19 protein-coding genes, 1 tRNA gene and 1 pseudogene are annotated in these 18,760 nt (G+C 70.6%); 11 read left to right on the forward strand and 10 right to left on the reverse strand.

The genetic code is table 11. From position 1 onward, the window contains the following. The first annotated feature begins 129 nt into the window (after positions 1–129). The 3 genes from ACIA6T_RS35095 to ACIA6T_RS35105 all read left to right on the forward strand — a co-directional run bounded on the left by ACIA6T_RS35095 (position 130) and on the right by ACIA6T_RS35105 (position 3,109). Complete coding sequence (locus tag ACIA6T_RS35095) at positions 130–1,680, forward strand: APC family permease (RefSeq protein ID WP_399450559.1); 1,551 nt, start codon at positions 130–132, stop codon at positions 1,678–1,680. A 75-nt stretch (positions 1,681–1,755) separates the two neighbouring features. Further along, positions 1,756–2,502: a molybdopterin-dependent oxidoreductase gene (locus ACIA6T_RS35100; RefSeq protein WP_399450560.1), complete on the forward strand. Its 747-nt coding sequence runs from the start codon at positions 1,756–1,758 to the stop codon at positions 2,500–2,502. Then, positions 2,486–3,109 carry a cytochrome b/b6 domain-containing protein gene (locus tag ACIA6T_RS35105; RefSeq protein WP_399450561.1) on the forward strand — a complete coding sequence of 208 codons (624 nt, stop codon included), beginning with the start codon at positions 2,486–2,488 and terminating at the stop codon, positions 3,107–3,109. Before ACIA6T_RS35100 ends, ACIA6T_RS35105 begins: the two co-directional genes overlap by 17 nt. An 87-nt stretch (positions 3,110–3,196) precedes the next feature. Here ACIA6T_RS35105 and ACIA6T_RS35110 read toward each other — a convergent pair whose 3' ends face one another. Both ACIA6T_RS35110 and ACIA6T_RS35115 read right to left on the reverse strand, forming a co-directional pair. Continuing rightward, complete coding sequence (locus tag ACIA6T_RS35110) at positions 3,197–4,594, reverse strand: gluconate:H+ symporter (protein ID WP_399450562.1); 1,398 nt, start codon at positions 4,592–4,594, stop codon at positions 3,197–3,199. Positions 4,595–4,676: 82 nt separating this feature from the next. Further along, positions 4,677–5,195, reverse strand: coding sequence for a gluconokinase (locus ACIA6T_RS35115; protein ID WP_399450563.1), 519 nt, complete (start codon positions 5,193–5,195; stop codon positions 4,677–4,679). Between the two features lie 137 nt (positions 5,196–5,332). On the opposite strand from ACIA6T_RS35115, the gene ACIA6T_RS35120 reads away from it, so the two are divergent. After that, complete coding sequence (locus ACIA6T_RS35120; protein ID WP_399450564.1) at positions 5,333–6,034, forward strand: FadR/GntR family transcriptional regulator; 702 nt, start codon at positions 5,333–5,335, stop codon at positions 6,032–6,034. Between the two features lie 18 nt (positions 6,035–6,052). Here ACIA6T_RS35120 and ACIA6T_RS35125 read toward each other — a convergent pair whose 3' ends face one another. The 3 genes from ACIA6T_RS35125 to ACIA6T_RS35135 all read right to left on the reverse strand — a co-directional run bounded on the left by ACIA6T_RS35125 (position 6,053) and on the right by ACIA6T_RS35135 (position 7,469). Then, positions 6,053–6,385: a hypothetical protein gene (locus tag ACIA6T_RS35125; protein ID WP_399450565.1), complete on the reverse strand. Its 333-nt coding sequence runs from the start codon at positions 6,383–6,385 to the stop codon at positions 6,053–6,055. Next, positions 6,382–6,969 (reverse strand): DUF6232 family protein, encoded by a 588-nt coding sequence (locus tag ACIA6T_RS35130; protein WP_399450566.1) that lies wholly within the window; start codon positions 6,967–6,969, stop codon positions 6,382–6,384. Before ACIA6T_RS35130 ends, ACIA6T_RS35125 begins: the two co-directional genes overlap by 4 nt. Before the next feature lie 125 nt (positions 6,970–7,094). Beyond that, positions 7,095–7,469, reverse strand: a complete 375-nt coding sequence (locus ACIA6T_RS35135; RefSeq protein ID WP_399450567.1) for a YchJ family protein — start codon at positions 7,467–7,469, stop codon at positions 7,095–7,097. A 290-nt stretch (positions 7,470–7,759) separates the two neighbouring features. Between ACIA6T_RS35135 and ACIA6T_RS35140 the strand changes: the two genes are divergently transcribed. From ACIA6T_RS35140 to ACIA6T_RS35150, 3 genes are all read left to right on the forward strand, one after another. Next, a complete protein-coding gene (locus tag ACIA6T_RS35140) occupies positions 7,760–9,241 on the forward strand; it encodes a hypothetical protein (RefSeq protein ID WP_399450568.1) in 1,482 nt (493 codons plus the stop codon). Between the two features lie 479 nt (positions 9,242–9,720). Then, positions 9,721–10,533: a helix-turn-helix domain-containing protein gene (locus ACIA6T_RS35145; protein ID WP_399450575.1), complete on the forward strand. Its 813-nt coding sequence runs from the start codon at positions 9,721–9,723 to the stop codon at positions 10,531–10,533. Continuing rightward, a complete protein-coding gene (locus ACIA6T_RS35150; protein ID WP_399450569.1) occupies positions 10,530–10,748 on the forward strand; it encodes a DUF397 domain-containing protein in 219 nt (72 codons plus the stop codon). The genes ACIA6T_RS35145 and ACIA6T_RS35150 overlap by 4 nt, the downstream gene beginning before the upstream one ends. Before the next feature lie 108 nt (positions 10,749–10,856). Here ACIA6T_RS35150 and ACIA6T_RS35155 read toward each other — a convergent pair. Then, positions 10,857–11,168 (reverse strand): annotated as a pseudogene (locus ACIA6T_RS35155) (M15 family metallopeptidase); the annotation flags it as partial. Positions 11,169–11,303: 135 nt separating this feature from the next. Beyond that, a tRNA-Leu gene (locus ACIA6T_RS35160) sits at positions 11,304–11,391 on the reverse strand. A gap of 202 nt (positions 11,392–11,593) precedes the next feature. On the opposite strand from ACIA6T_RS35160, the gene ACIA6T_RS35165 reads away from it, so the two are divergent. The 3 genes from ACIA6T_RS35165 (at position 11,594) to ACIA6T_RS35175 (ending at position 14,392) form a co-directional block, all read left to right on the forward strand. Further along, a complete protein-coding gene (locus ACIA6T_RS35165) occupies positions 11,594–12,919 on the forward strand; it encodes a M20/M25/M40 family metallo-hydrolase (protein ID WP_399450570.1) in 1,326 nt (441 codons plus the stop codon). Positions 12,920–13,071: 152 nt separating this feature from the next. Next, on the forward strand, positions 13,072–13,305 hold the full coding sequence (chpH, locus tag ACIA6T_RS35170) for a chaplin ChpH (protein ID WP_385055842.1): 234 nt from the start codon (positions 13,072–13,074) through the stop codon (positions 13,303–13,305). A gap of 166 nt (positions 13,306–13,471) precedes the next feature. Then, positions 13,472–14,392, forward strand: a complete 921-nt coding sequence (locus tag ACIA6T_RS35175) for a chaplin (protein WP_399450571.1) — start codon at positions 13,472–13,474, stop codon at positions 14,390–14,392. A gap of 73 nt (positions 14,393–14,465) precedes the next feature. Here the strand turns inward: ACIA6T_RS35175 and ACIA6T_RS35180 are convergent, their stop codons facing one another. Further along, complete coding sequence (locus tag ACIA6T_RS35180) at positions 14,466–14,654, reverse strand: DUF5703 family protein (protein ID WP_030867220.1); 189 nt, start codon at positions 14,652–14,654, stop codon at positions 14,466–14,468. Between the two features lie 47 nt (positions 14,655–14,701). On the opposite strand from ACIA6T_RS35180, the gene ACIA6T_RS35185 reads away from it, so the two are divergent. Continuing rightward, positions 14,702–15,391: a hypothetical protein gene (locus ACIA6T_RS35185; protein WP_399450572.1), complete on the forward strand. Its 690-nt coding sequence runs from the start codon at positions 14,702–14,704 to the stop codon at positions 15,389–15,391. Positions 15,392–15,451: 60 nt separating this feature from the next. Here ACIA6T_RS35185 and ACIA6T_RS35190 read toward each other — a convergent pair whose 3' ends face one another. Both ACIA6T_RS35190 and ACIA6T_RS35195 read right to left on the reverse strand, forming a co-directional pair. Further along, the gene (locus ACIA6T_RS35190) at positions 15,452–17,515 is read right to left on the reverse strand and encodes a helix-hairpin-helix domain-containing protein (protein WP_399450573.1); all 2,064 of its coding nucleotides are present in this window, start codon (positions 17,513–17,515) and stop codon (positions 15,452–15,454) included. Further along, the gene (locus tag ACIA6T_RS35195) at positions 17,512–18,498 is read right to left on the reverse strand and encodes an aldo/keto reductase (RefSeq protein WP_399450574.1); all 987 of its coding nucleotides are present in this window, start codon (positions 18,496–18,498) and stop codon (positions 17,512–17,514) included. Before ACIA6T_RS35195 ends, ACIA6T_RS35190 begins: the two co-directional genes overlap by 4 nt. Positions 18,499–18,760: the final 262 nt, after the last annotated feature.

The raw sequence follows: 18,760 nt of genomic DNA on the forward strand, positions 1-18,760 counted from the left end.
CCCCGAAGACGTCGAACTCGCCGCATGACCCCAGCAGACCAAAGCACCCCAAACCCAACCTGGGCGCCTTGACGAAAGACATAGAGGCACCCCCCCCCGCAACCACAACCGACCAAGGACGGCCTTTCGATGACGACGGACAGTTCGAGCACTTCGAGCAGGAGCAGAGCGGCAGCCGACGGCATCAGCACCTTCAAGGGGCAGGAGCGCGCCCTGCGCGCCGACCGCCTCGGCACGGGGGGCCTGCTGCTCTCCGTCCTCGCCGCGACCGCCCCCCTCATGGTGGTCGCCGGTGTCATGCCCACCACATTCGCGGTGATGGGCATCGTCGGCCAGCCGCTGCTCTTCGTGGCCCTCGGCGTCGTACTGGTCCTCTTCAGCCTCGGCTACGCCGAGATGAGCCGGCACGTCCACAACGCCGGCGCCTTCTACGCCTACATCTCCCGCGGCCTCGGCGGCACCGCCGGATCGGGTGCCGCCCTGGTCGCGCTCGTCGCCTACAACTCCCTCCAGGTCGGCATCTACGGCATCTTCGGCTTCGAGGTCTCCGGCCTCTTCGCCACCTACGCCGACCTCGAGGTCGCCTGGTGGATACCGGCGCTCGTGGCCGTCCTCGCCGTCGGCGCGCTGGGCTGGCTGAAGATCGACGTCAACGCGCGCGTGCTCGGCGTGCTGCTGGTCATCGAGGTGCTGCTGGTCGTCGTCTTCGACATCGCCGCCGTCGCCGACCCGGGCAAGGAGGGCCTGTCGCTGCACGCCTTCAACCCGGACACGCTCACCGGCGCCGGCGTCGGCACCGCCCTGTGCTTCTGCATCGCCGCCTTCCTCGGCTTCGAACAGGCCCCCGTCTACGCCGAGGAGACCAGCAAGCCGCACGAGGTCGTGCCGCGCGTGATGTTCCTCGCGGTCACCGGCGTCGCCGTCTTCTTCGCCCTCAGCAGCTGGGCGCTCACCGTCGCCACCGGCCCCGCCGGGATCGTCGGCGCCTCCCGGGAACAGAGCGCCGGTCTGCTGTTCTTCCTCACCGAGGACCGGCTCGGCGGTACCTTCACCGACGTCCTGCACATCCTCTTCGTGACCGGCATGTTCGCGGCCATGCTCAGCTTCCACAACGTCGTCGCCCGGTACGCCTTCGCCATGGGCCGCGAGGGCCTGCTGCCCGCCGCCTTCGGCCGCACCACCGGCACCAGCGGCGCCCCCGGCACCGGCTCCCTGCTCCAGACCGCCATCGCCGCCGTGCTGGTCCTCGCCTTCGCGCTCACCGACGACAAGCCCACCGGCGACCCGACCGCGCCCGTCCTGCACCTGTTCACCTGGGGCGGCAACATCGGCGCCCTCGGCGTGATCGTGCTGATGGCCATCGCCTCCCTGTCCGTCGTCGTCTTCTTCGTCCGCCGCGGCGCCGCGGGCGCGCAGAGCTGGCGGCTGGTCACCTCCGCGCTGGCGGGCATCGCCCTGGTCGTCATCGCGGGCTACACGGTCAAGGACTTCGACGTCCTGGTCGGCGCGGGCCCCGACTCCTCGCTGAGCTGGATCCTGCCCGGCATCATCGGACTCGCCCTGGTCGTCGGCCTGGTCCAGGGCGCGGTCCTGCGTGCCCGCGCCCCCGAGAAGCACGCCCGCATCGGGCTCGGCAACGAGGCGTTCCAGCTGGAGAAGGAGGCCGAGCGCACCTCGTAGGAGAGACGCTTACGAAAGTCTGACGGGCACCCGCGCTCCCTGGTCCGACGGGGACGCGGGTGCTCGAATGGAGGAGTGAACTCCGAACAGCCGCCGCGTCCCCCTGACGAGGGGGACGCGCGAGGCAAACCCATCGGCCGCCGTGTCTTTCTCGGCACCCTCGGTCTGGGCGCCCTCGGCGTGGTCGCCGCGCCCACCCTCCAGCGCGGCCTGGAATCCTTCCTCGCCGGAGCCTCCGACAAGGACCCCACCGGCCTGACCGGACTGCTCCCCAACGGCGGCGGCTTCCGCTACTACTCGGTCACCTCCTCCGTCCCGCGGAAGAACGCCGACACCTACCGCCTCACGGTCGACGGCCTCGTCGACCGCCCCACCTCCTACACCCTGGCCGGGCTGAAGGCCCTGCCGCAGACCCGCACGGTCCGGGACGTCCAGTGCGTCACCGGCTGGCGGGTGCCGGACACGCCGTTCGAGGGGGTGCGCCTGTCCCGGCTCCTGGACGCCGCGGGAGTGCGCCCTTCGGCCGGGGCGGTGCGCTTCACCTGCTTCGACGGCGCGTACTCCGAGAGCCTCACCCTCGACCAGGCCCGCCGCGCCGACGTCCTGGTCGCCCTGCGCATGCGGGACCAGGACATCGCCCACGCCCACGGCGGCCCGGTCCGCCTCTACGTGGCCCCCATGTACTTCTACAAGTCCGCCAAGTGGCTCTCCGGCATCACCGTCACCGAGGACGTCGAACCCGGCTACTGGGAGGAGCGCGGCTACGACATCGACGCCTGGGTCGGCCGCTCGAACGGACGCGACGATGAGCCCACGGACTGACACCCCGCCCGCCGCCACCGCCGTACGGCGCTTCGGCCGCGCCGCACGCCGGGTGCACCGCGCCACGGCCGTACTGATGGGCGTCTGCGTGGTCACGGCCGCCTGCCTCTACGTCCCCCAGCTCGCCCAGCTCGTGGGCCGCCGCGCCCTCGTCGTCACCCTCCACCAGTGGTCCGGGCTCGCCCTGCCCGTCCCCGTCCTCGCCGGTCTCGCCTCCCGCGCCTTCCGCGCCGACCTGGGCCGCCTCAACCGCTTCGGCCCGCACGACCGGACCTGGCTGCGGGCCGCCCTGCGCCGCGACAGGCGCCGCTCGTCCCGCCCGGCCGGCAAGTTCAACGCCGGCCAGAAGGTCTACGCGGCCTGGATCGCGGGCGCCACACTGGTCATGCTCGGCACCGGACTGCTGATGTGGTTCACCCACCTCACCCCGCTGGTGTGGCGCACCAGCGCGACCTTCGTCCACGACTGGCTGGCGCTGACCATCGGCATCGTCCTCGCCGGGCACATCGGCATGGCCCTGGCGGACCCCGAGGCCCGCCGCGGCATGCGCACGGGCTCCGTCGACCGCGACTGGGCGGAGCGCGAACACCCGCTGTGGCGCCCCTGAGACGACACGGGCCCACCCGCGCCCCGAGGGGGAGCGGATGGGCCGTAGGCGCACGCTCTTCAGCCGAATGATCAGCCGAATGATCAGCTAAATGATCAGCGACAGCAGCAGCACCAGAGCACCGGCGACCACCGAGATGATCGTCTCCATGATCGACCAGGTCTTGATCGTCTGCCCGACGTTCAGCCCGAAGTACTCCTTCACCAGCCAGAACCCGGCATCGTTGACATGGCTGAAGAACAGCGAACCGGCACCGATCGCCAGCACCAGCAGGGCCGCGTGCGTGGTCGACATGTCGGCCGCCAGCGGCGCCACCAGACCGGCCGCCGAGACGGTCGCCACCGTCGCCGAACCGGTCGCCAGCCGGATCGCCACCGCGATCAGCCAGGCCAGCAGCAGCGCCGGGATCGACCAGTCCTCGGAGATCTCCAGGATCATCCGGCCCACGCCGGTGTCGATCAGAGTCTGCTTGAAACCGCCGCCCGCGCCGACGATCAGCAGGATGCCCGCGATCGGCGCGAGACTCTTCTCGACCAGCTGCTGCATCCGCTCCTTGCTGAACCCGGCGGGCATGCCGAGGGTGAAGATGCCGACCAGCACGGCCGCGAGCAGCGCGATCAGCGGGGAGCCGATCACGTCGAACACGCGCTGCACGCTGTTCTCGGGGTCGTCGATGACGATGTCGACCAGCGCCTTGGCCAGCATCAGCACGACCGGCAGCAGGATCGTGGCCAGCGTCGCGCCGAAGCTCGGACGCTTCTCCAGGTCCTCGGAGGGCCGCTGCGGGATCATCCGCTCCGGGGCCGGGACGTCCACCCAGCGGGCGGCGTACTTCGAGAACAGCGGACCGGCGATGACGACCGTCGGTATCGCGACGAGCACGCCCAGCGCCAGCGTCACACCGAGGTTGGCGCCGACGGCGTCGATCGCGACCAGCGGACCGGGGTGCGGCGGCACCAGACCGTGCATCACGGACAGACCGGCGAGCGCCGGGATGCCGATGCGCATCAGGGAGTAGTTGCCGCGCTTGGCGACCATCAGCACCACCGGGATCAGCAGCACCACGCCGACCTCGAAGAACAGCGGCAGACCGATCACCGAGGCGATCAGCACCATCGCCCACGGCATGGAACGGCCGCCCGCCTTGGCGAGGATGGTGTCGACGATCTGGTCGGCGCCGCCGGAGTCGGCGAGCATCTTGCCGAGGATCGCACCGAGGGCGATCAGCACGCCCACACCGGCGACGGTGGAGCCGAGTCCGGCACTGAAGCTGGTGATGACCTTGTCGAGCGGCGCGCCGGCGAAGGCGCCGAGCGCCAGTGTCCCGATGGTCAGGGACAGGAAGGCGTGCAGCTTGAACTTGGTGATGAGCAGGACGATGACGGCGATGCCCAGGAGCACGGCCACGCCCAGCTGGGCGTGGCCGGCCGAGGTGATCGGCTCGGGTGCGTCCGCTGCCAGCATCTCAACGCTGAGTCTGGTCACGGTGGTTCCTTGTGTGTACGGGGGGTTCGGGGAGGAACCGGGGAGGTGGGGGCGCCCCGGGAACTGGGGTCCGGTCAGGGACCTACGGGGTCGGCTCGGGGAGGGCGTCCAGGGCGGTGGCCGCCCGTCCGGTGATCTCCTCGGGGCTGCCCGCCACGTCCACGGCGACTCCGGCCTCGTCCGGCTCCAGCGGCTGGAGCGTGGCGAACTGGGAGTCGAGCAGTGCCGTGGGCATGAAGTGGCCCTGGCGGTGCGACATCCGGTCCTCGACGAGCGCGCGGTCACCGGAGAGGTGCACGAAGACCACGCCGGGCGCGGCGGCCCGCAGCCGGTCGCGGTACGACCGCTTCAGCGCCGAGCAGCTGACCACCCCGCCGAGACCGGCCCGGCCGTGCGCCCAGTCGCCGATGGCGTCCAGCCAGGGCCACCGGTCGTCGTCGGTGAGCGGGGTACCGGCCGACATCTTGGCGATGTTGGCCGGCGGGTGGAAGTCGTCGCCCTCGGCGTACGGAACGCCGAACCGGGCCGCGAGCAGGGGACCGATGGTGGTCTTCCCGGTGCCCGCGACGCCCATGACCACGACGACATGGGGGGTCTTCATCGCTGCCTCACTGTCCGCTGTCTTCGTCGACACCTGATGTCGACGCAACTGAAGCTCATTAGGTACGACGAATTCAAGAGCCTGTGACATATAAGTCTGACTTTTTGTTCCCGTGACCTGCCCCGTACTCTGAGTGCATGAGCACCACGGGCCGGGGGCTGCACGGCCGCGTACTGGACACCCTCGGCCCCGAGATCACCGCCGGCGAGTATCCGCCCGGCAGTGTCCTGCGCACCGACGAACTCGCACAGCGTTTCGACGTGTCGCGTTCCGTGATGCGCGAGGTCGTCCGCGTCCTGGAGTCCATGCACCTGGTCGAGTCCCGGCGCCGCGTCGGCGTGACGGTCCTGCCGACCCCCGAGTGGAACGTGTACGACCCGCAGGTCATCCGCTGGCGCCTGGCCGGCGCGGACCGCCCCCGCCAACTGCGCTCCCTCACGGTGCTGCGCTCGGCGATCGAACCGGTCGCGGCGGGCCTGGCCGCCCGTTACGCCACCCCCGAACAGTGCGCCGAACTCACCGAATGCGCCCTCGGCATGGTCGCCAACTCCAGCGGTCACCGCCTGGAGGGCTACCTCTTCCACGACGTGGCGTTCCACCGCGTGATCCTGACCGCCTCGGGCAACGAGATGTTCGCCCGCCTCGGCGACGTCGTCGCCGAGGTGCTGTCCGGCCGCACCCACCACGACGTGATGTTCGAGGACCCCGACCCCGCCGCCGTCACCCTGCACGTCCGGCTCGCGGAGGCGGTCCGCGAACGCGACGCCGCCCGCGCGGAGAAACTGACCCGCGAGATCACCGAGGGCGCCCTCCAGGAACTGGACATCCTGGCGCCCTGAGAGCCGCTTCCCGGAACCTCAGCCCAGCAGCGCGAGCAGCCGGCCCACGGCGTCCACGGCGGGCCGCCCCACCTCGCCGACGGTCGCCGCGATCTGCGCGAGGGACGCCAGGACGACGCCGCGCTCGCGCAGGGCGTCCCGGTCGGGAACGAGCTCGGGCAGCGCGTCCCCGACGGCCCGGTCCTGGTCCGGGGCGAGATACGGGCGCAGTTCCCCCAGGAGTCCGGTGAGCTGCTCGATGGCGGCGCGCAGCTCGGCGTCCTGGGCCGTACCGCCGTGGTTGATGCCGATGTTCTGGCGGCCGCCGGTCATGTTGACCACGGGCCCGTAGTAGTTCGATTCCCCGCTCACAGCTTGAACCCCGTGTTCTCCCGGCCGCCGGTCATGTTGATGACGGGTCCGTAGTTGTTCGTGTGACGGCTGTTGAACTGCTGCACGATGGCGGTGAACTCGGCTGCCGGATTGTCGATCGCGTCCACGATCCGTCCGGCGATCTGCCGCAGCTCGTCCACGGTCGGCAGGGTCACGATCACCCGGGAGCCGCTGTTCATCTCGACGACCAGCACCGGCTTCTTCGACGAGAACAGCTCGGTGAGGGTGATGAACAGGCCGATCAGGAAGACGACGACCGCGGGGCTGCCGTTCTCCCCGAGGCGCGCGTCGCCCCCGTCGGCGTAGTTGATCACGACGTAGACCAGGACGGCGCCGAACAGCCACTTCAGGAAGCGGAGGAAGGCCGCGCCCCAGTCGGGCTTGAGCCGGAAGGCGTCGACCCAGGCGATGTTGTGCAGCGGGACGGCAGCCGTCCCCACCCACAGCACGCGGCGGCTGACCCGGAGGACCAGAGGGCCACCCCTAGGGGGAGCCGGTGGCAACGGGGGAGGCTGGGACGGCGGCTGGGGCAGCGGTGCGCCGACGTTTCCCGTGTGGTTCATGGCCGCCCCCGACTCGCCCGTCACCCGCACCCGCGTATCGCGCGGGAGCACCATTAAGCGCCCGAAGGGAGTGATCAGGCAGACGAGAAACAGCCAATCTGCCGTACTGGCCGGTACGCGACCTGTCAGTCGAAGAACTCCCCGTCGACGTACACCCAGACCCCGTCGACCCGCTCGAACCGGCTGCGCTCGTGCAGCGAGCCGCCCCGGTAGGAGGCCCGGAAGGTCACCGTCCCGGTGGAGTGGAACGCGGACCCGCCGTCGGTGTCCAGGATCTCCAACCCGGTCCACCGCGTCCCGGGGTCGAAGTCGATCCGCTCCGGCCGCGTCCCCGGATGCCAGCTCCGCAGCAGGTACGCCCCGTCCCGCCGCACGAACGCGCAGTACCGCGACCGCATCAGCCGCTCGGCGGTGGGAGCGGCGGCGGCCCCGTTGTGGAACCGCCCGCAGCACGCCTCGTACGGCTCGGGGAGCCCGCAGGGGCAGGAACGTGTGGTCATGACGACCATTCTGCCCGGTCGGCGCCGAAGCCCGACGCCATCCCGGGAGGGTGTGCGGGTTCATCGGCTGGTGATTGGAGCGTTTCTCCCACTCGGAGGGTGCGAAAAGCGAGGTGAGCAGGCCAACCGGTGGAACATTCGCTCCAATCCCTCTGCCCGTTGCGAGTATGCGACACGAGGGGCACTGGAACCGGCTGTGTGTCTCTGACGTTGATCGCTTGAAGAGGACGGTACGGCTTCGGTCCCGCGCGGGCGGCAGGCACTGGACGACGAGCGCGAGATGGTGGACGATGATTGATTTTCGCTCCTTTGAGCAACGGCAGGAAGACAACACGGTACGGCTCGCCCACCTGGAGGAACTCGCGCGGACAAACCCCGCTGTCGGTACAGCCCAGGTGGCGAAGGCACTTGCTTGGAAGTGCCTTCTGGATCAAGCGGTTGATGAGCCGGATCTCGACGACCTGCTGAGCGAGATAGTCCTTCCCCGTGGAGGGCGCCTGCTGAGCCTGGCCACGTGGCTTGCGGAGCATGTGGAACACGACCGTGGCGGTTACCGGTTGTGGGGTGCACTTTCCGATGCGGGCGTCGCTCTGCGGCGGCCCGAGCTTGCCCGTGTGCCGGATGGCATTGAGGATCTGGCAGAAGTGCTTGTCGGCTGTGTCGACATGCCGATGGAGATTCGGCTGAGGGCGGCACTTCAGGTACTGAGGCAAGGTGGAAGCGCTGCACCCGACTTGATCAGAACGTATATGGACGGCTTTGTGGTGAGTCATCTATGGACGGGAGATTGCGACCACGACTGCCTTGAGTCGTTTGCCAATGACAAGCCTGAACTCATAAGGGTCATCGCTTCAACATCTGGATGGCCGTTGAGGGAGAGAGTGGAAGCGGCAGTTCACCTCTGGCATATGGGGACGGCCGATTCCCTTCCGGTGGAACTCCTGGCAGCGACGGAGTCGGGCAGCGAGGAGCGCTGGATACTCCTCGAACTGTTCCACGCGGAAGAGAGTGGCCGCCACGAAAAGGAACTTCAGCCGCTCCGTCGGCGCGACGGGCGCCGCGGTGCGTTGTTCGCCGTGGAAGCAGCGGAGAGAGCATGGGGGCTGGGTGCAGTGGATCCCTTTCTGGGATCCGCCGTCCGTCGGCAGCTGACCGCGTCCTACGAACTGAACGGCATCGCGGAAACAGACACCCAGGTCGCAGACAGTGCGTCGGCGATGGCTCGGGTTGCCGTCGACTACAGCGAACTGCGACAGTCCTTGCTGCGGGACAGTACGCACGTCGAAAGTGAGCCTCCGTGGCGCACACTCCGAGACGGAGGGATCGCCGTGCGCATGCGCCGACGCCTTCGGCACCATGAGGCGTTCGTGTTGATCCCGGGCAGCCATGCTCCCTCCTCCCGGGCGCGGTCATGGACCTTCACCGTGCTTTCCCGCCCACTCGATCCGGACAGCCGGGCAACCGACTTCGAAGTCACCCTCCATCAGGGACGCGGTGATGATGGGACGGTCCTGTACCGGGTGGATGCACAACGGGAGTTGATGGCAGATGAGGAGCTGGTCCAGCAGGTGCTCTACGGGCTCTCGTCTTTGGGGCTGAACCTTGACCCGGACGTGGGGAAGCAGTGCCCGGGCGTGGGGCAGCGGGGCAGGATGATCTTCCGGGAGCCAAGTGACGAATGGCATGTCGAGTGCCATGTCTGCGGGGTGAGATGGGCAGGGGGAAGCGACATCCTTTCGGAGCACGCAGACCGGCGGTACGGCTTCTGGTAGACCGCCCGGTGGGGTCAGGGCAGCTGACCGTGTGCGGCGGCGGGACAACGGGACTCAGGATTCTGTCGCCCCGCGGCGTCCTGGCGTGAGCTCCGCCCAGATGGTCTTGCCGGGTGCGGCGGGCCGCGGGGCGGTGCCCCAACGGGTGGCCGGCCGGGCCACCAGGAGCAGTCCCCGGCCGGACTCCGCGTCGTCGGATGCCTCATGAACTGGTGGTGTCCGAGGTTTTCATGGCGGTGAGCCTGCCGAAGGCAACACGGCGCTGACCAGCGGAAACGCCTGTACTGGCTGGGGCTGTACAGGTGGCTGCCAAGTGTGTACACACAGAGGCGAGTTCTCGTACGAGGGAACTTGTGGGCGTTCGGGGAAACAGCCCTTCATCACTGCGCGTAGCGTGACGCCTCGCGCTGCGTGCACGGCCTCAGCCTGTACGGCCGCATACCAGAACCGTGGGTGATGAGGTGCCGGAGGCGGCGGGCATGGTGGAACAGGACGACGGGGCGAGCTTCCTGCGGTGCTTCGGGCGGCAGATGGAGCTCCTGCGGGAGCGGGCCGGGCTGACGCGGAGGGAGCTGGGGTCCCGGCTCGGTTACGGCGAGGACCAGATCACGTCGGTCGAACTCGGCCGGCGCATTCCCAAACCGGAGCTGATCGACAAGGCGGACGAGGTACTGGACGCCGGGGGCGTCCTGCGGGCGATGAAGGAAGGGGTCGCGCGGGCGCGGTATCCGGCGTTCTTCCGGGATGCGGCACGGCTGGAGGCCGAGGCGGTCGAGTTGCACGTGTACGCGAACCAGGCGGTCCCCGGTCTGTTGCAGACGGAGGACTACGCGCGTGCGGTATTCACGATGATGCGGCCGCCCATGGACGAGGAAGTCATCGATCAGCGCGTGGCGGCTCGCCTGGCGCGCCAGAGCCTCTTCATCAAACGCCCGGCACCGCTGATGAGTTTCGTCATCGACGAGTCGGTACTGCGGAGGCCGATCGGTGGACGAGGCATCCTGCGAGGCCAGTTGGAGCAGGTTCTCCTCATCGGGCAGAAGCCCACAGTCGAGGTGCAGGTCATGCCTCTGGAACGAGAGGAGAACGCAGGACTGGCCGGTCCCTTCACCTTGACCGGGACCAAGGGAGAGCGCAGGATCGCGTACGTTGAGGTGCAGAACGTGAGCCACGTGCACACGGAGCGACACCTTGTCCGGGGGCTTGAGGTGAAGTACGGGATCCTCCGAGCGCAGGCGCTCACGCCCCGGGAGTCCCTTGCCTGTGTCGAGAAGTTGCTGGGAGAGCCGTGAAGGTCGACAAGTTCGGGTCCGCTGTGCCTCGACTGAAGTGGATCAAGAGCAGCCACAGCAGTGAAGAGGGCGGTGAGTGCGTAGAGGTGGCCACTTCGCGGCAGGCCGTCCACGTCCGTGACTCGAAGATCGTCACTGGCCCTGCGCTCACCGTGACTCCCGTCGCGTGGACGGCCTTCACCGGCTTCGCCGCGTGCCGCAGCACCGACGCTTGACCCGGACCGCCCGAAAGCAACCGCGGAGAGAATCCCGGCGCGAGCAACGGCGTCCGCTGAGGCGGGAGAGGTGCCGTGTGACCGGTCGGCCCAGCAAGCCCGGGCCGGTCATCCGAGCGGTGCGATCTCCTTCGGGCCGTAGTAAGCGGCGGCCTGGCCCGTGAGCAGAGCCCAGTAGCGGTCTCCGAACGACCAGTGCCACCATTCCGTGAGGTAGTTCACCAGGCCCGCCGCCTCCAGCGCGGAACCCAGGAGCCTCCGGTTGGTACGGGCCTCCTCGCTGATGTCGGCGGCATGGGTGTAGCAGGCGCCCTCGCTCTCCTCCGGGTCGGCATTCATCCGTGTGCCCAGGTCCAGTTCGCGCCCACTGGCATCGGCCAGCGTGAGGTCGACGGCCGCTCCGGCACTGTGCGGAGCGATCCCTGATCGGCGGCCCGCGCTCGCAAGACACCCCGGGCCCGGTCTCGCGCGACCCGGCCGTACGGTGTGGGACGGGCGGCCGTGGCGGAAAACACTGAAGGCCCCTGATGTAACAGGGGCCCTCAGTGATCTTGCTGGTGTCCGAGGGGGGACTTGAACCCCCACGCCCGATAAAGGGCACTAGCACCTCAAGCTAGCGCGTCTGCCATTCCGCCACCCGGACAAGGTGTCTGTCGCGCGGGGTTTCCCCCGTGGCGACGACGTAAACATTACCAGGTGTTCCAGGGTGGCCGATCACCCCGCCCGGCCGCGCCGTCGCGTGAACGGCGGATGACGGGCCGGGCCGGGTCTTGGGGCGCGCCCGCGGGGGAGAGAGGATGAGGGGACGACCCACCAGCGGGAACACCAGCAGCGGGAGGAAGCACGTGAGCGAGACGGACACGGCCAGGAGCGTCACCGGTGAGGACGAGGTCGTGGACCTCTGCCGCGAGCTGATCCGGATCGACACCAGCAACTACGGAGACCACTCGGGCCCCGGCGAGCGCAAGGCGGCCGAGTACGTCGCCGAGAAGCTCGCCGAGGTGGGACTCGAACCGCAGATCTTCGAGTCGCACCCGGGACGCGCCTCCACGGTGGCCCGGATCGAGGGCGAGGACCCGTCCCGGCCCGCGCTGCTCATCCACGGCCACACCGACGTCGTACCGGCCAACGCCGACGACTGGACCCACCATCCCTTCTCCGGCGAGATCGCCGACGGATGCGTGTGGGGGCGCGGGGCGGTCGACATGAAGGACATGGACGCGATGACCCTCGCGGTCGTCCGCGACCGGCTGCGCAGCGGACGCAAGCCCCCGCGCGACATCGTCCTCGCCTTCCTCGCGGACGAGGAGGCCGGAGGCACGTACGGCGCCCGCCACCTGGTCGACAACCACCCGCACCTCTTCGAAGGCGTCACCGAGGCGATCAGCGAGGTGGGCGGCTTCTCGTTCACCGTCAGCGAGCAGCGCCGCCTGTATCTGATCCAGACGGCCGAGAAGGGCATGCACTGGATGAAGCTGACCGTGGCCGGCACCGCCGGGCACGGGTCGATGATCCACCGTGACAACGCCATCACCGAGCTGTCGGAGGCCGTCGCGCGCCTCGGCCGGCACAAGTTCCCCGTCCGCGTCACGAAGACGACCCGGGCCTTCCTCGACGAACTGGGCGACGCCCTCGGAACCGAGCTCGACCCGGAGAACATGGAGGGGACCCTCGCCAGGCTCGGCGGCATCGCCAAGCTCATCGGCGCGACGCTGAGCAACACCGCCAATCCCACCCAGCTGGGCGCGGGCTACAAGGTCAACGTCATCCCGGGCGAGGCGACCGCGCACGTGGACGGCCGTTTCCTGCCCGGACACGAGGAGGAGTTCCTCGCCGACCTCGACCGGATCCTCGGCCCGAAGGTGCGGCGCGAGGACGTCCACTCCGACAAGGCCGTCGAGACCACGTTCGACGGAGCCCTGGTGGACGCGATGCAGTCCGCGCTGGTGGCCGAGGACCCGGCCGCGAAGGCCGTCCCGTACATGCTCTCCGGCGGGACGGACGCCAAGTCCTTCGACGACCTCGGTATCCGGGGCTTCGGCTTCGCGCCGCTGAAGCTGCCCCCGGAGCTGGACTTCGCGGGCATGTTCCACGGGGTCGACGAGCGGGTCCCGGTGGACGGTCTGAAGTTCGGTGTGCGGGTGCTCGACCGCTTCCTCGACGCCTCCTGAGACGGTTACCCGATGAACTCAATAATCGGGCAGGCGTGCGGAGTCGACTGGGAAGAGTGAATGCGACGATAAGCTCGTAGCCTCATTACTCCGTCCTCGTTAGCCGTGATGTGATCCGCGACTTTGGATCGCTTTGCCAACAAGGAGGAATAATGCTGAAGAAGGTCGTCGCCGTCGCTGCCGCCACCGGTGGTCTGGTTCTCGCGGGCGCGGGCATGGCCGCCGCCGACGCCGGTGCCCAGGGTGCCGCCGTGCACTCCCCGGGTGTCCTCTCCGGCAACGTCGTGCAGGCCCCGATCCACGTCCCCGTGAACGTCTGCGGCAACACGATCTCCGTCATCGGGCTGCTGAACCCCGCCTTCGGCAACGTCTGCATCAACAAGTGACGTTGTGCCTCGCTCTCTAGGGCATGCCCGCTGAGGGCTCGAGCCCGTCGGCCCCGGAGCGCGCGCCATGCGCTCCGGGGCCGACCGGTCTCATCGAACGTCGGAACACCGGGAATCCGTCGGAACACCGATTCCCGGCACCAGGTCGAAGGCAGGGATTTCAGCAATGCGACAGGTCACCCGCAAGGGCCTGATGACGATGGCGGCCGCCACAGGCGTACTCGCCGCCGCGAGCGGGGCCGCCCACGCCGACTCCGGCGCGACGGGCCACGCCGCCGGCTCACCCGGCGTGCTCTCCGGGAACACGGTGCAGGTACCGGTGGACGTACCGGTCAACGTCTGCGGCAACACGGTCAACGTCGTCGGCATTCTCAACCCGTCCGTGGGGAACTCCTGCGCCCATCAGGGTGGCTCCTCCTCGGACGGTTACGGCGACTCCGGCGGCCACGGCGGTTCGCACGCCGACGGGTACACCGAGGGATCGCCCGGCGTGCTCTCCGGGAACACGGTGCAGGCGCCGGTCCACGTCCCGGTGAACGTCTGCGGCAACAGCGTCAACGTCCTCGCCGCCGGCAACGCCGCCCAGGGCAACGACTGCGCCCATCAGGGTGGCTCCTCCTCGGACGGTTACGGCGACTCCGGCGGCCACGGCGGTTCGCACGCCGACGGGTACACCGGGGGATCGCCCGGTGTGGGCTCCGGCAACCACGTCCAGGTGCCGGTCCACGTCCCGGTGAACGTCTGCGGCAACAGCGTCGACATCCTCGGCGCCGGCAACGCCACCGAGGGCAACGACTGCGCGAACGACGGCCCGGGACGGCCCGGCGACCCGGGTGACCCCGGCAACCCCGGGCACCCCGGCAACCCCGAGCACCCCGGTGACGAGCCGGGCACCCCGGACGACCACACCCCGGACCGCCCGTCGGCCGGCGACCGGCCGGGCACCCACTCCTTCACCCAGCCCCGGCACGACGCGCAGCTCGCGCAGACCGGCAGCGAGCTGCCGATGGGCCTCGTCCTGCCCGTCGGCGCGGGCGCGCTGCTCGCCGGCGCGGTCCTCTACCGCAAGGCACGGACCGCCGCGTGACACCGGACACACGGAGCGGATCCCGCGACCGCGGGATCCGCTCCGTCGTGTGATTCCGGTCGGGTGTCGAAGATCACCAGGTGGCGCGCACCTGGCGGATGATCCGCCTCCGCAGCCGCACCCTGCGACTGCCGTCACGCATCAGCGTCAGGCGGTACAACTCCCAGTGACCGTACTCTGCATGGTCCGTCAGCAGACGTGTCGTCTCCTTACGGGAGACCCCGCGCGGTACGTGCACGTCGACAAATTCGTATTCCGGCATCGCATCTATTGTGCGGGCCGGGCCCCGGTACGGATAGCGTCTGCACTATGTCTGATGCTGCGCAGCCCACCGCTGCCGAGGTACGCGCCGCCGCCGAGGCGGTCAAGACCGCGCTCGACCGCCACCTGGCCGCGGTCGAACGCCGGTCGGGGGAGGACGACCCGGCCGTCTACGAGGCGTTCAACCAGCTGGCCGCGGCCGCGGAGGCGTACGACGAACTGCTCTACGACCGTTACGACGAGGTCACCCCCTTCGAGATCCCCGGCGCGGAGGACGCACCGCCGTACACCGGCCCCGAGGAACCGGCCGCGCTCAGCGTGCTGATCCGCCGCGACTACGCCGTCGTGGAACCCCAGCGGCTGCGCGCGCACGCCCAGCGGATCGAGGCGGCGGACGACGAGACCTCGGAGGCGTCGGGCACCGTCCACGGCGCGCTCGGCCTGCTGTTCGGCGAGTTCGAGCCGGACGAGATCGCCTCCCGGCACAAGGAGTTCGGGCTGGAGGAAGGCGACTCCACGCTCTGGGTGACGGCATCGGACGACCCCGCGGAACCCGGCGAGTGGCTGGAGGCGCCGTTCGAGCAGGTGGACCCGCAGCAGGTGGTGTGCCGCTTCGACGTCAGCGCGGTCTTCGACGACGACGAGGACCTCGACGACGACGAGGAGGACCTGGCGGACGAGCTGGACCCGAGCCTGGACGAGGACGGGGACCTGGAACCCCTGGACGCGGACCGCTGACCGCACCCGCCCCGCACGGCGGCGGCACCCCCGGTGCCGCCGCCCGCGCACACCTCCGGCTCAGCCCTCCGCCCCCGGAACCTGCGGAGCCAGCAGTACCGGCAACCGGGTGGTCCGCGGCTTCGCCGTCACCTCGGCCACGGCACGCGGCAGCGCCTGCTCCACGCCGTGCACCACGGACAGATGCCGGTCGGCCCTGCTGAACGCCGTGTACACCCAGGGCCGGCTCAGCGCCTGCACGGCGTCACCGGGCAGCACCGCGACCACCGCGGGCCACCGGCAGCCCACCGCCTGGTGTGCGGTCAGCGCCCACCCGTGCCGCACGGACGACTCCACCCGCTCCCTCGGTACGAGGATCTCCTCGCTCCCGCACTCCAGGTGCAGCCCCTCGCCGTCGGCCCGCACCACGCGGCCCGGCAGCGTACGTCCCGGAGCGGGGGAGTAGGCGACCCGGTCACCCGGATCGAACCCGCCGAAGCGCCCCGGTCCCGGATTCAGCCGCTCCTTCAGCGCCGCGTTCAGCGCACGCGTCCCCACCGCACCCCCGTGCCCCGGGGTGATCACCTGGGTCTCCTCGGCCGGCACCCCGATGGCGCGCGGCACCGAGTCCGCCACCAGCTGCACGGTCCGGTGCACGGCCTCTCCCGCGTCCCGCACCGGCACGATGACGACCTCCTTGCCGGGCGCCGCCACCTGGTTCAGCTCGCCGACGCCGATCCCCGAGACCAGTTCGCCCAGCGGTCCGGGATCCGGCCGCCGCGAGGCGATCTGCGGGCAGACCCGCGCCGCCAGCAGATCCGCGAACACCCGCCCGGGCCCCACCGACCACAGCACTCCCGGATCACCGGCCAGCACCAGCCGCGCCCCGTCCGGCAGCGACTCCGTCACCAGCGCGGCGGTCTCCACATCCAGCTGCGGGGCGTCGAGCACCACCAGCAGATCCACGTCCAGCGCCCCGTCGGCGTCCCGCCCGGGTCCCTCGGCACCGGACAGCAGCCCCGCGACGGTGGCGACCCCGGCCCCCTCGACCAGGCCCGCGAACCGGGCCCGCCCCACCGGACCGTGGGCGGCGGCCCAGACCCGCAACCCCAGCCCCCGCGCGGCGCCCACCAGCGCCGCCGGCTCGGCCAGCGAGGCCTCCCCACCGGTGTGCAGCACCAGCCCGTGCCCGGCGACCGCCCGGATCAGCTCACCCGCGGAACCCTCCGCCGAGGCGGCCGCCCGCTCCCACTCCTCACCCGCGCCGTCCTGCCCGGTCACGGAGTTGACCAGCCGGGCCAGCCCGTCGGCCAGACTCTCCTCGGCCAGCGCATACCGCTCCAGCCCCACCAGCACCCGCACCGGCCGCTCCTCGTCCTCCCCGGCGTCACCGGCTTCGCCGACGGCGTCCTGGAAAACGAGCACGTCCCCCTCCGAGACGGCGTTCTGCACGACCTCCTCGGGCTCCGGCACCCCCTGCCGCCCCAGCGCGGCGACCAGCGCGGCCATCTCCAGCACGGTGTGCCCGGCGAGCGCGGCCTGCTCCAGCAGCCACACGGTGACCGCCCGCCCCCGCCGCTCGTCGTCCGGCCCGGCCCCGGCGCCGAGCAGCGCACGGGCGAACCCGTCCGCCTGCTCGGGCCGCACCCCGGGAACCCGCAGCAACTGCCAGGGATCGGCGCGCAGCACGTCGGCGCCCCCGTCTCCGAACACGCCGGCGGCCTGGACGGCAAGCCCTTCCGGCGCACCCCCCCGAACCAGCACCCCCCGCACGTCCTCGACGGCACCGGCGGCCGGAACCACCGGGCCGGGTGCCGCCTCCGGTGCCCGCCGCACGGGCTCGGGAGCGGGCTGCCGCGGCGCGGTCCTGGCCTCCGCGAACACGGTGGCGGCCGGTTTCTCACCGCTCTCCACGGCCCGCACGGCGGCCAGCAGGTCCGCGGCCGTGCCGCTCAGCTTGCCGCCGGCCTCGATCGGGGCCTCCCGCTCCGTCTTCCGCCGCTCGATCCGCTCCCGCTCCACGCGCTGCGCGGCCAGCTCCGCCTCGGCCTCGGACACCTGCGCGCCCTCGGACACCTGCGCGCCCTCGGCGGGCGTCCCCGGCTCCTCGGCGTCCTCCGCGGTCTCGGGCGGCTCCGTGCTCACAGCGTGCTCCAGTCGTGATCGGGATAGCGGTGCACGGGCGCCGACACATCGTCGAGCGCCCGGCAGATCTCGTCAGGAAGACTAAGCGCCTCCACTGACAATGCCGCCGTGAGCTGCTGCGCGGTGCGCGCGCCGATGATGGGGGCGGCCACACCGGGCCGGTCACGGACCCATGCGAGGGCCACCTGCAGCGTGGTCACGGCGAGCCCGTCCGCCGCAGTGGTCACGGCGTCCACGATGCGGCTCGCCGTGTCGTCGAGATACGGCGCGACGAACGGGGCGAGATGCTCCGAGGCGCCCCGGGAGTCCAGCGGCGCGGCGTCGTTGCGGTACTTGCCGGTGAGCACGCCCCGTCCGAGCGGCGAGGACGGCAACAGTCCGATCCCCAGATCGAGCGCCGCGGGAAGGACCTCGCGCTCCACGCCCCGCTGGAGCAGCGAGTACTCCATCTGCGTGCTCGCCAGCCGGGTCCGCGCGCCCGGCGCGGCGAGCTGCCAGGTCGCGGCCTTGGCCAGCTGCCAGCCGCAGAAGTTGGAGACACCGGCGTAGCGCACGCGCCCGCTGCCGACGGCGATGTCGAGCGCCTCCAGTGTCTCGTCCAGCGGGGTGGCGGGGTCGTAGGCGTGGACGTGCCACACGTCGACGTAGTCGGTGCCGAGGCGGGCGAGCGAGGCGTCCAGGGCGGAGAGCAGATGGCCGCGCGAGCCGTCGAACCGGCGCTCCGGGTCGGGTACGCTCCCGGCCTTCGTCGAGATGACGAGGTCCCGGCGGGGTACGAGTCCCTCCATCAGCTTGCCGAGCAGGTACTCGGACTCTCCGTCGCCGTACACGTCGGCGGTGTCGACGAGGGTCCCGCCTGCTTCCCAGAAGGTCTTCAAGAGGTCCGTGGCGTCGTGCTCGTCGGTGTCCCGCCCCCAGGTCAGAGTCCCGAGCCCGATCCGGGACACACGCAGGCCGGTACGGCCGAGATGCCTCTGCTCCATGAACGCCGAGATTACTGGCCAGAGCGTTTGGTGTGGGGGCCTGTGGACAACGGATTTCCGGGCCGCCGGACGTTTGTGCGAGCTCCGGCGCTGTATGGGTGCCCCGCGCTGGTGAGGGCGGGGGTATTCACGTGGCCCGGCGCTTTGCGGGTGCCCCGCGCTGGTGTCGGCCGGGGGTGCGCGGCCCGGCGCCGTGTGGGGTGCCCCGGCGTTGGGGTGGGCCGGGGGTGGGGTTGCGCGGCCCGGCGCCTACGGGGTGCCT

The organism is Streptomyces sp. NPDC051740 (genome assembly GCF_044453165.1).
GTDB lineage: Bacteria > Actinomycetota > Actinomycetes > Streptomycetales > Streptomycetaceae > Streptomyces > Streptomyces atrovirens.

What these genes read in the sequence shown, in the direction of transcription:
- ACIA6T_RS35095 (WP_399450559.1), top strand. Translation starts at nt 130, where the DNA reads ATGACGACGGACAGTTCGAGCACTTCGAGCAGGAGCAGAGCGGCAGCC.
- ACIA6T_RS35105 (WP_399450561.1), top strand. Translation starts at nt 2,486, where the DNA reads ATGAGCCCACGGACTGACACCCCGCCCGCCGCCACCGCCGTACGGCGC.
- ACIA6T_RS35115 (WP_399450563.1), bottom strand. Translation starts at nt 5,195, where the DNA reads ATGAAGACCCCCCATGTCGTCGTGGTCATGGGCGTCGCGGGCACCGGG.
- ACIA6T_RS35120 (WP_399450564.1), top strand. Translation starts at nt 5,333, where the DNA reads ATGAGCACCACGGGCCGGGGGCTGCACGGCCGCGTACTGGACACCCTC.
- ACIA6T_RS35130 (WP_399450566.1), bottom strand. Translation starts at nt 6,969, where the DNA reads ATGAACCACACGGGAAACGTCGGCGCACCGCTGCCCCAGCCGCCGTCC.
- ACIA6T_RS35135 (WP_399450567.1), bottom strand. Translation starts at nt 7,469, where the DNA reads ATGACCACACGTTCCTGCCCCTGCGGGCTCCCCGAGCCGTACGAGGCG.
- ACIA6T_RS35140 (WP_399450568.1), top strand. Translation starts at nt 7,760, where the DNA reads ATGATTGATTTTCGCTCCTTTGAGCAACGGCAGGAAGACAACACGGTA.
- ACIA6T_RS35145 (WP_399450575.1), top strand. Translation starts at nt 9,721, where the DNA reads ATGGTGGAACAGGACGACGGGGCGAGCTTCCTGCGGTGCTTCGGGCGG.
- chpH (WP_385055842.1), top strand. Translation starts at nt 13,072, where the DNA reads ATGCTGAAGAAGGTCGTCGCCGTCGCTGCCGCCACCGGTGGTCTGGTT.
- ACIA6T_RS35175 (WP_399450571.1), top strand. Translation starts at nt 13,472, where the DNA reads ATGCGACAGGTCACCCGCAAGGGCCTGATGACGATGGCGGCCGCCACA.
- ACIA6T_RS35180 (WP_030867220.1), bottom strand. Translation starts at nt 14,654, where the DNA reads ATGCCGGAATACGAATTTGTCGACGTGCACGTACCGCGCGGGGTCTCC.
- ACIA6T_RS35185 (WP_399450572.1), top strand. Translation starts at nt 14,702, where the DNA reads ATGTCTGATGCTGCGCAGCCCACCGCTGCCGAGGTACGCGCCGCCGCC.
- ACIA6T_RS35195 (WP_399450574.1), bottom strand. Translation starts at nt 18,498, where the DNA reads ATGGAGCAGAGGCATCTCGGCCGTACCGGCCTGCGTGTGTCCCGGATC.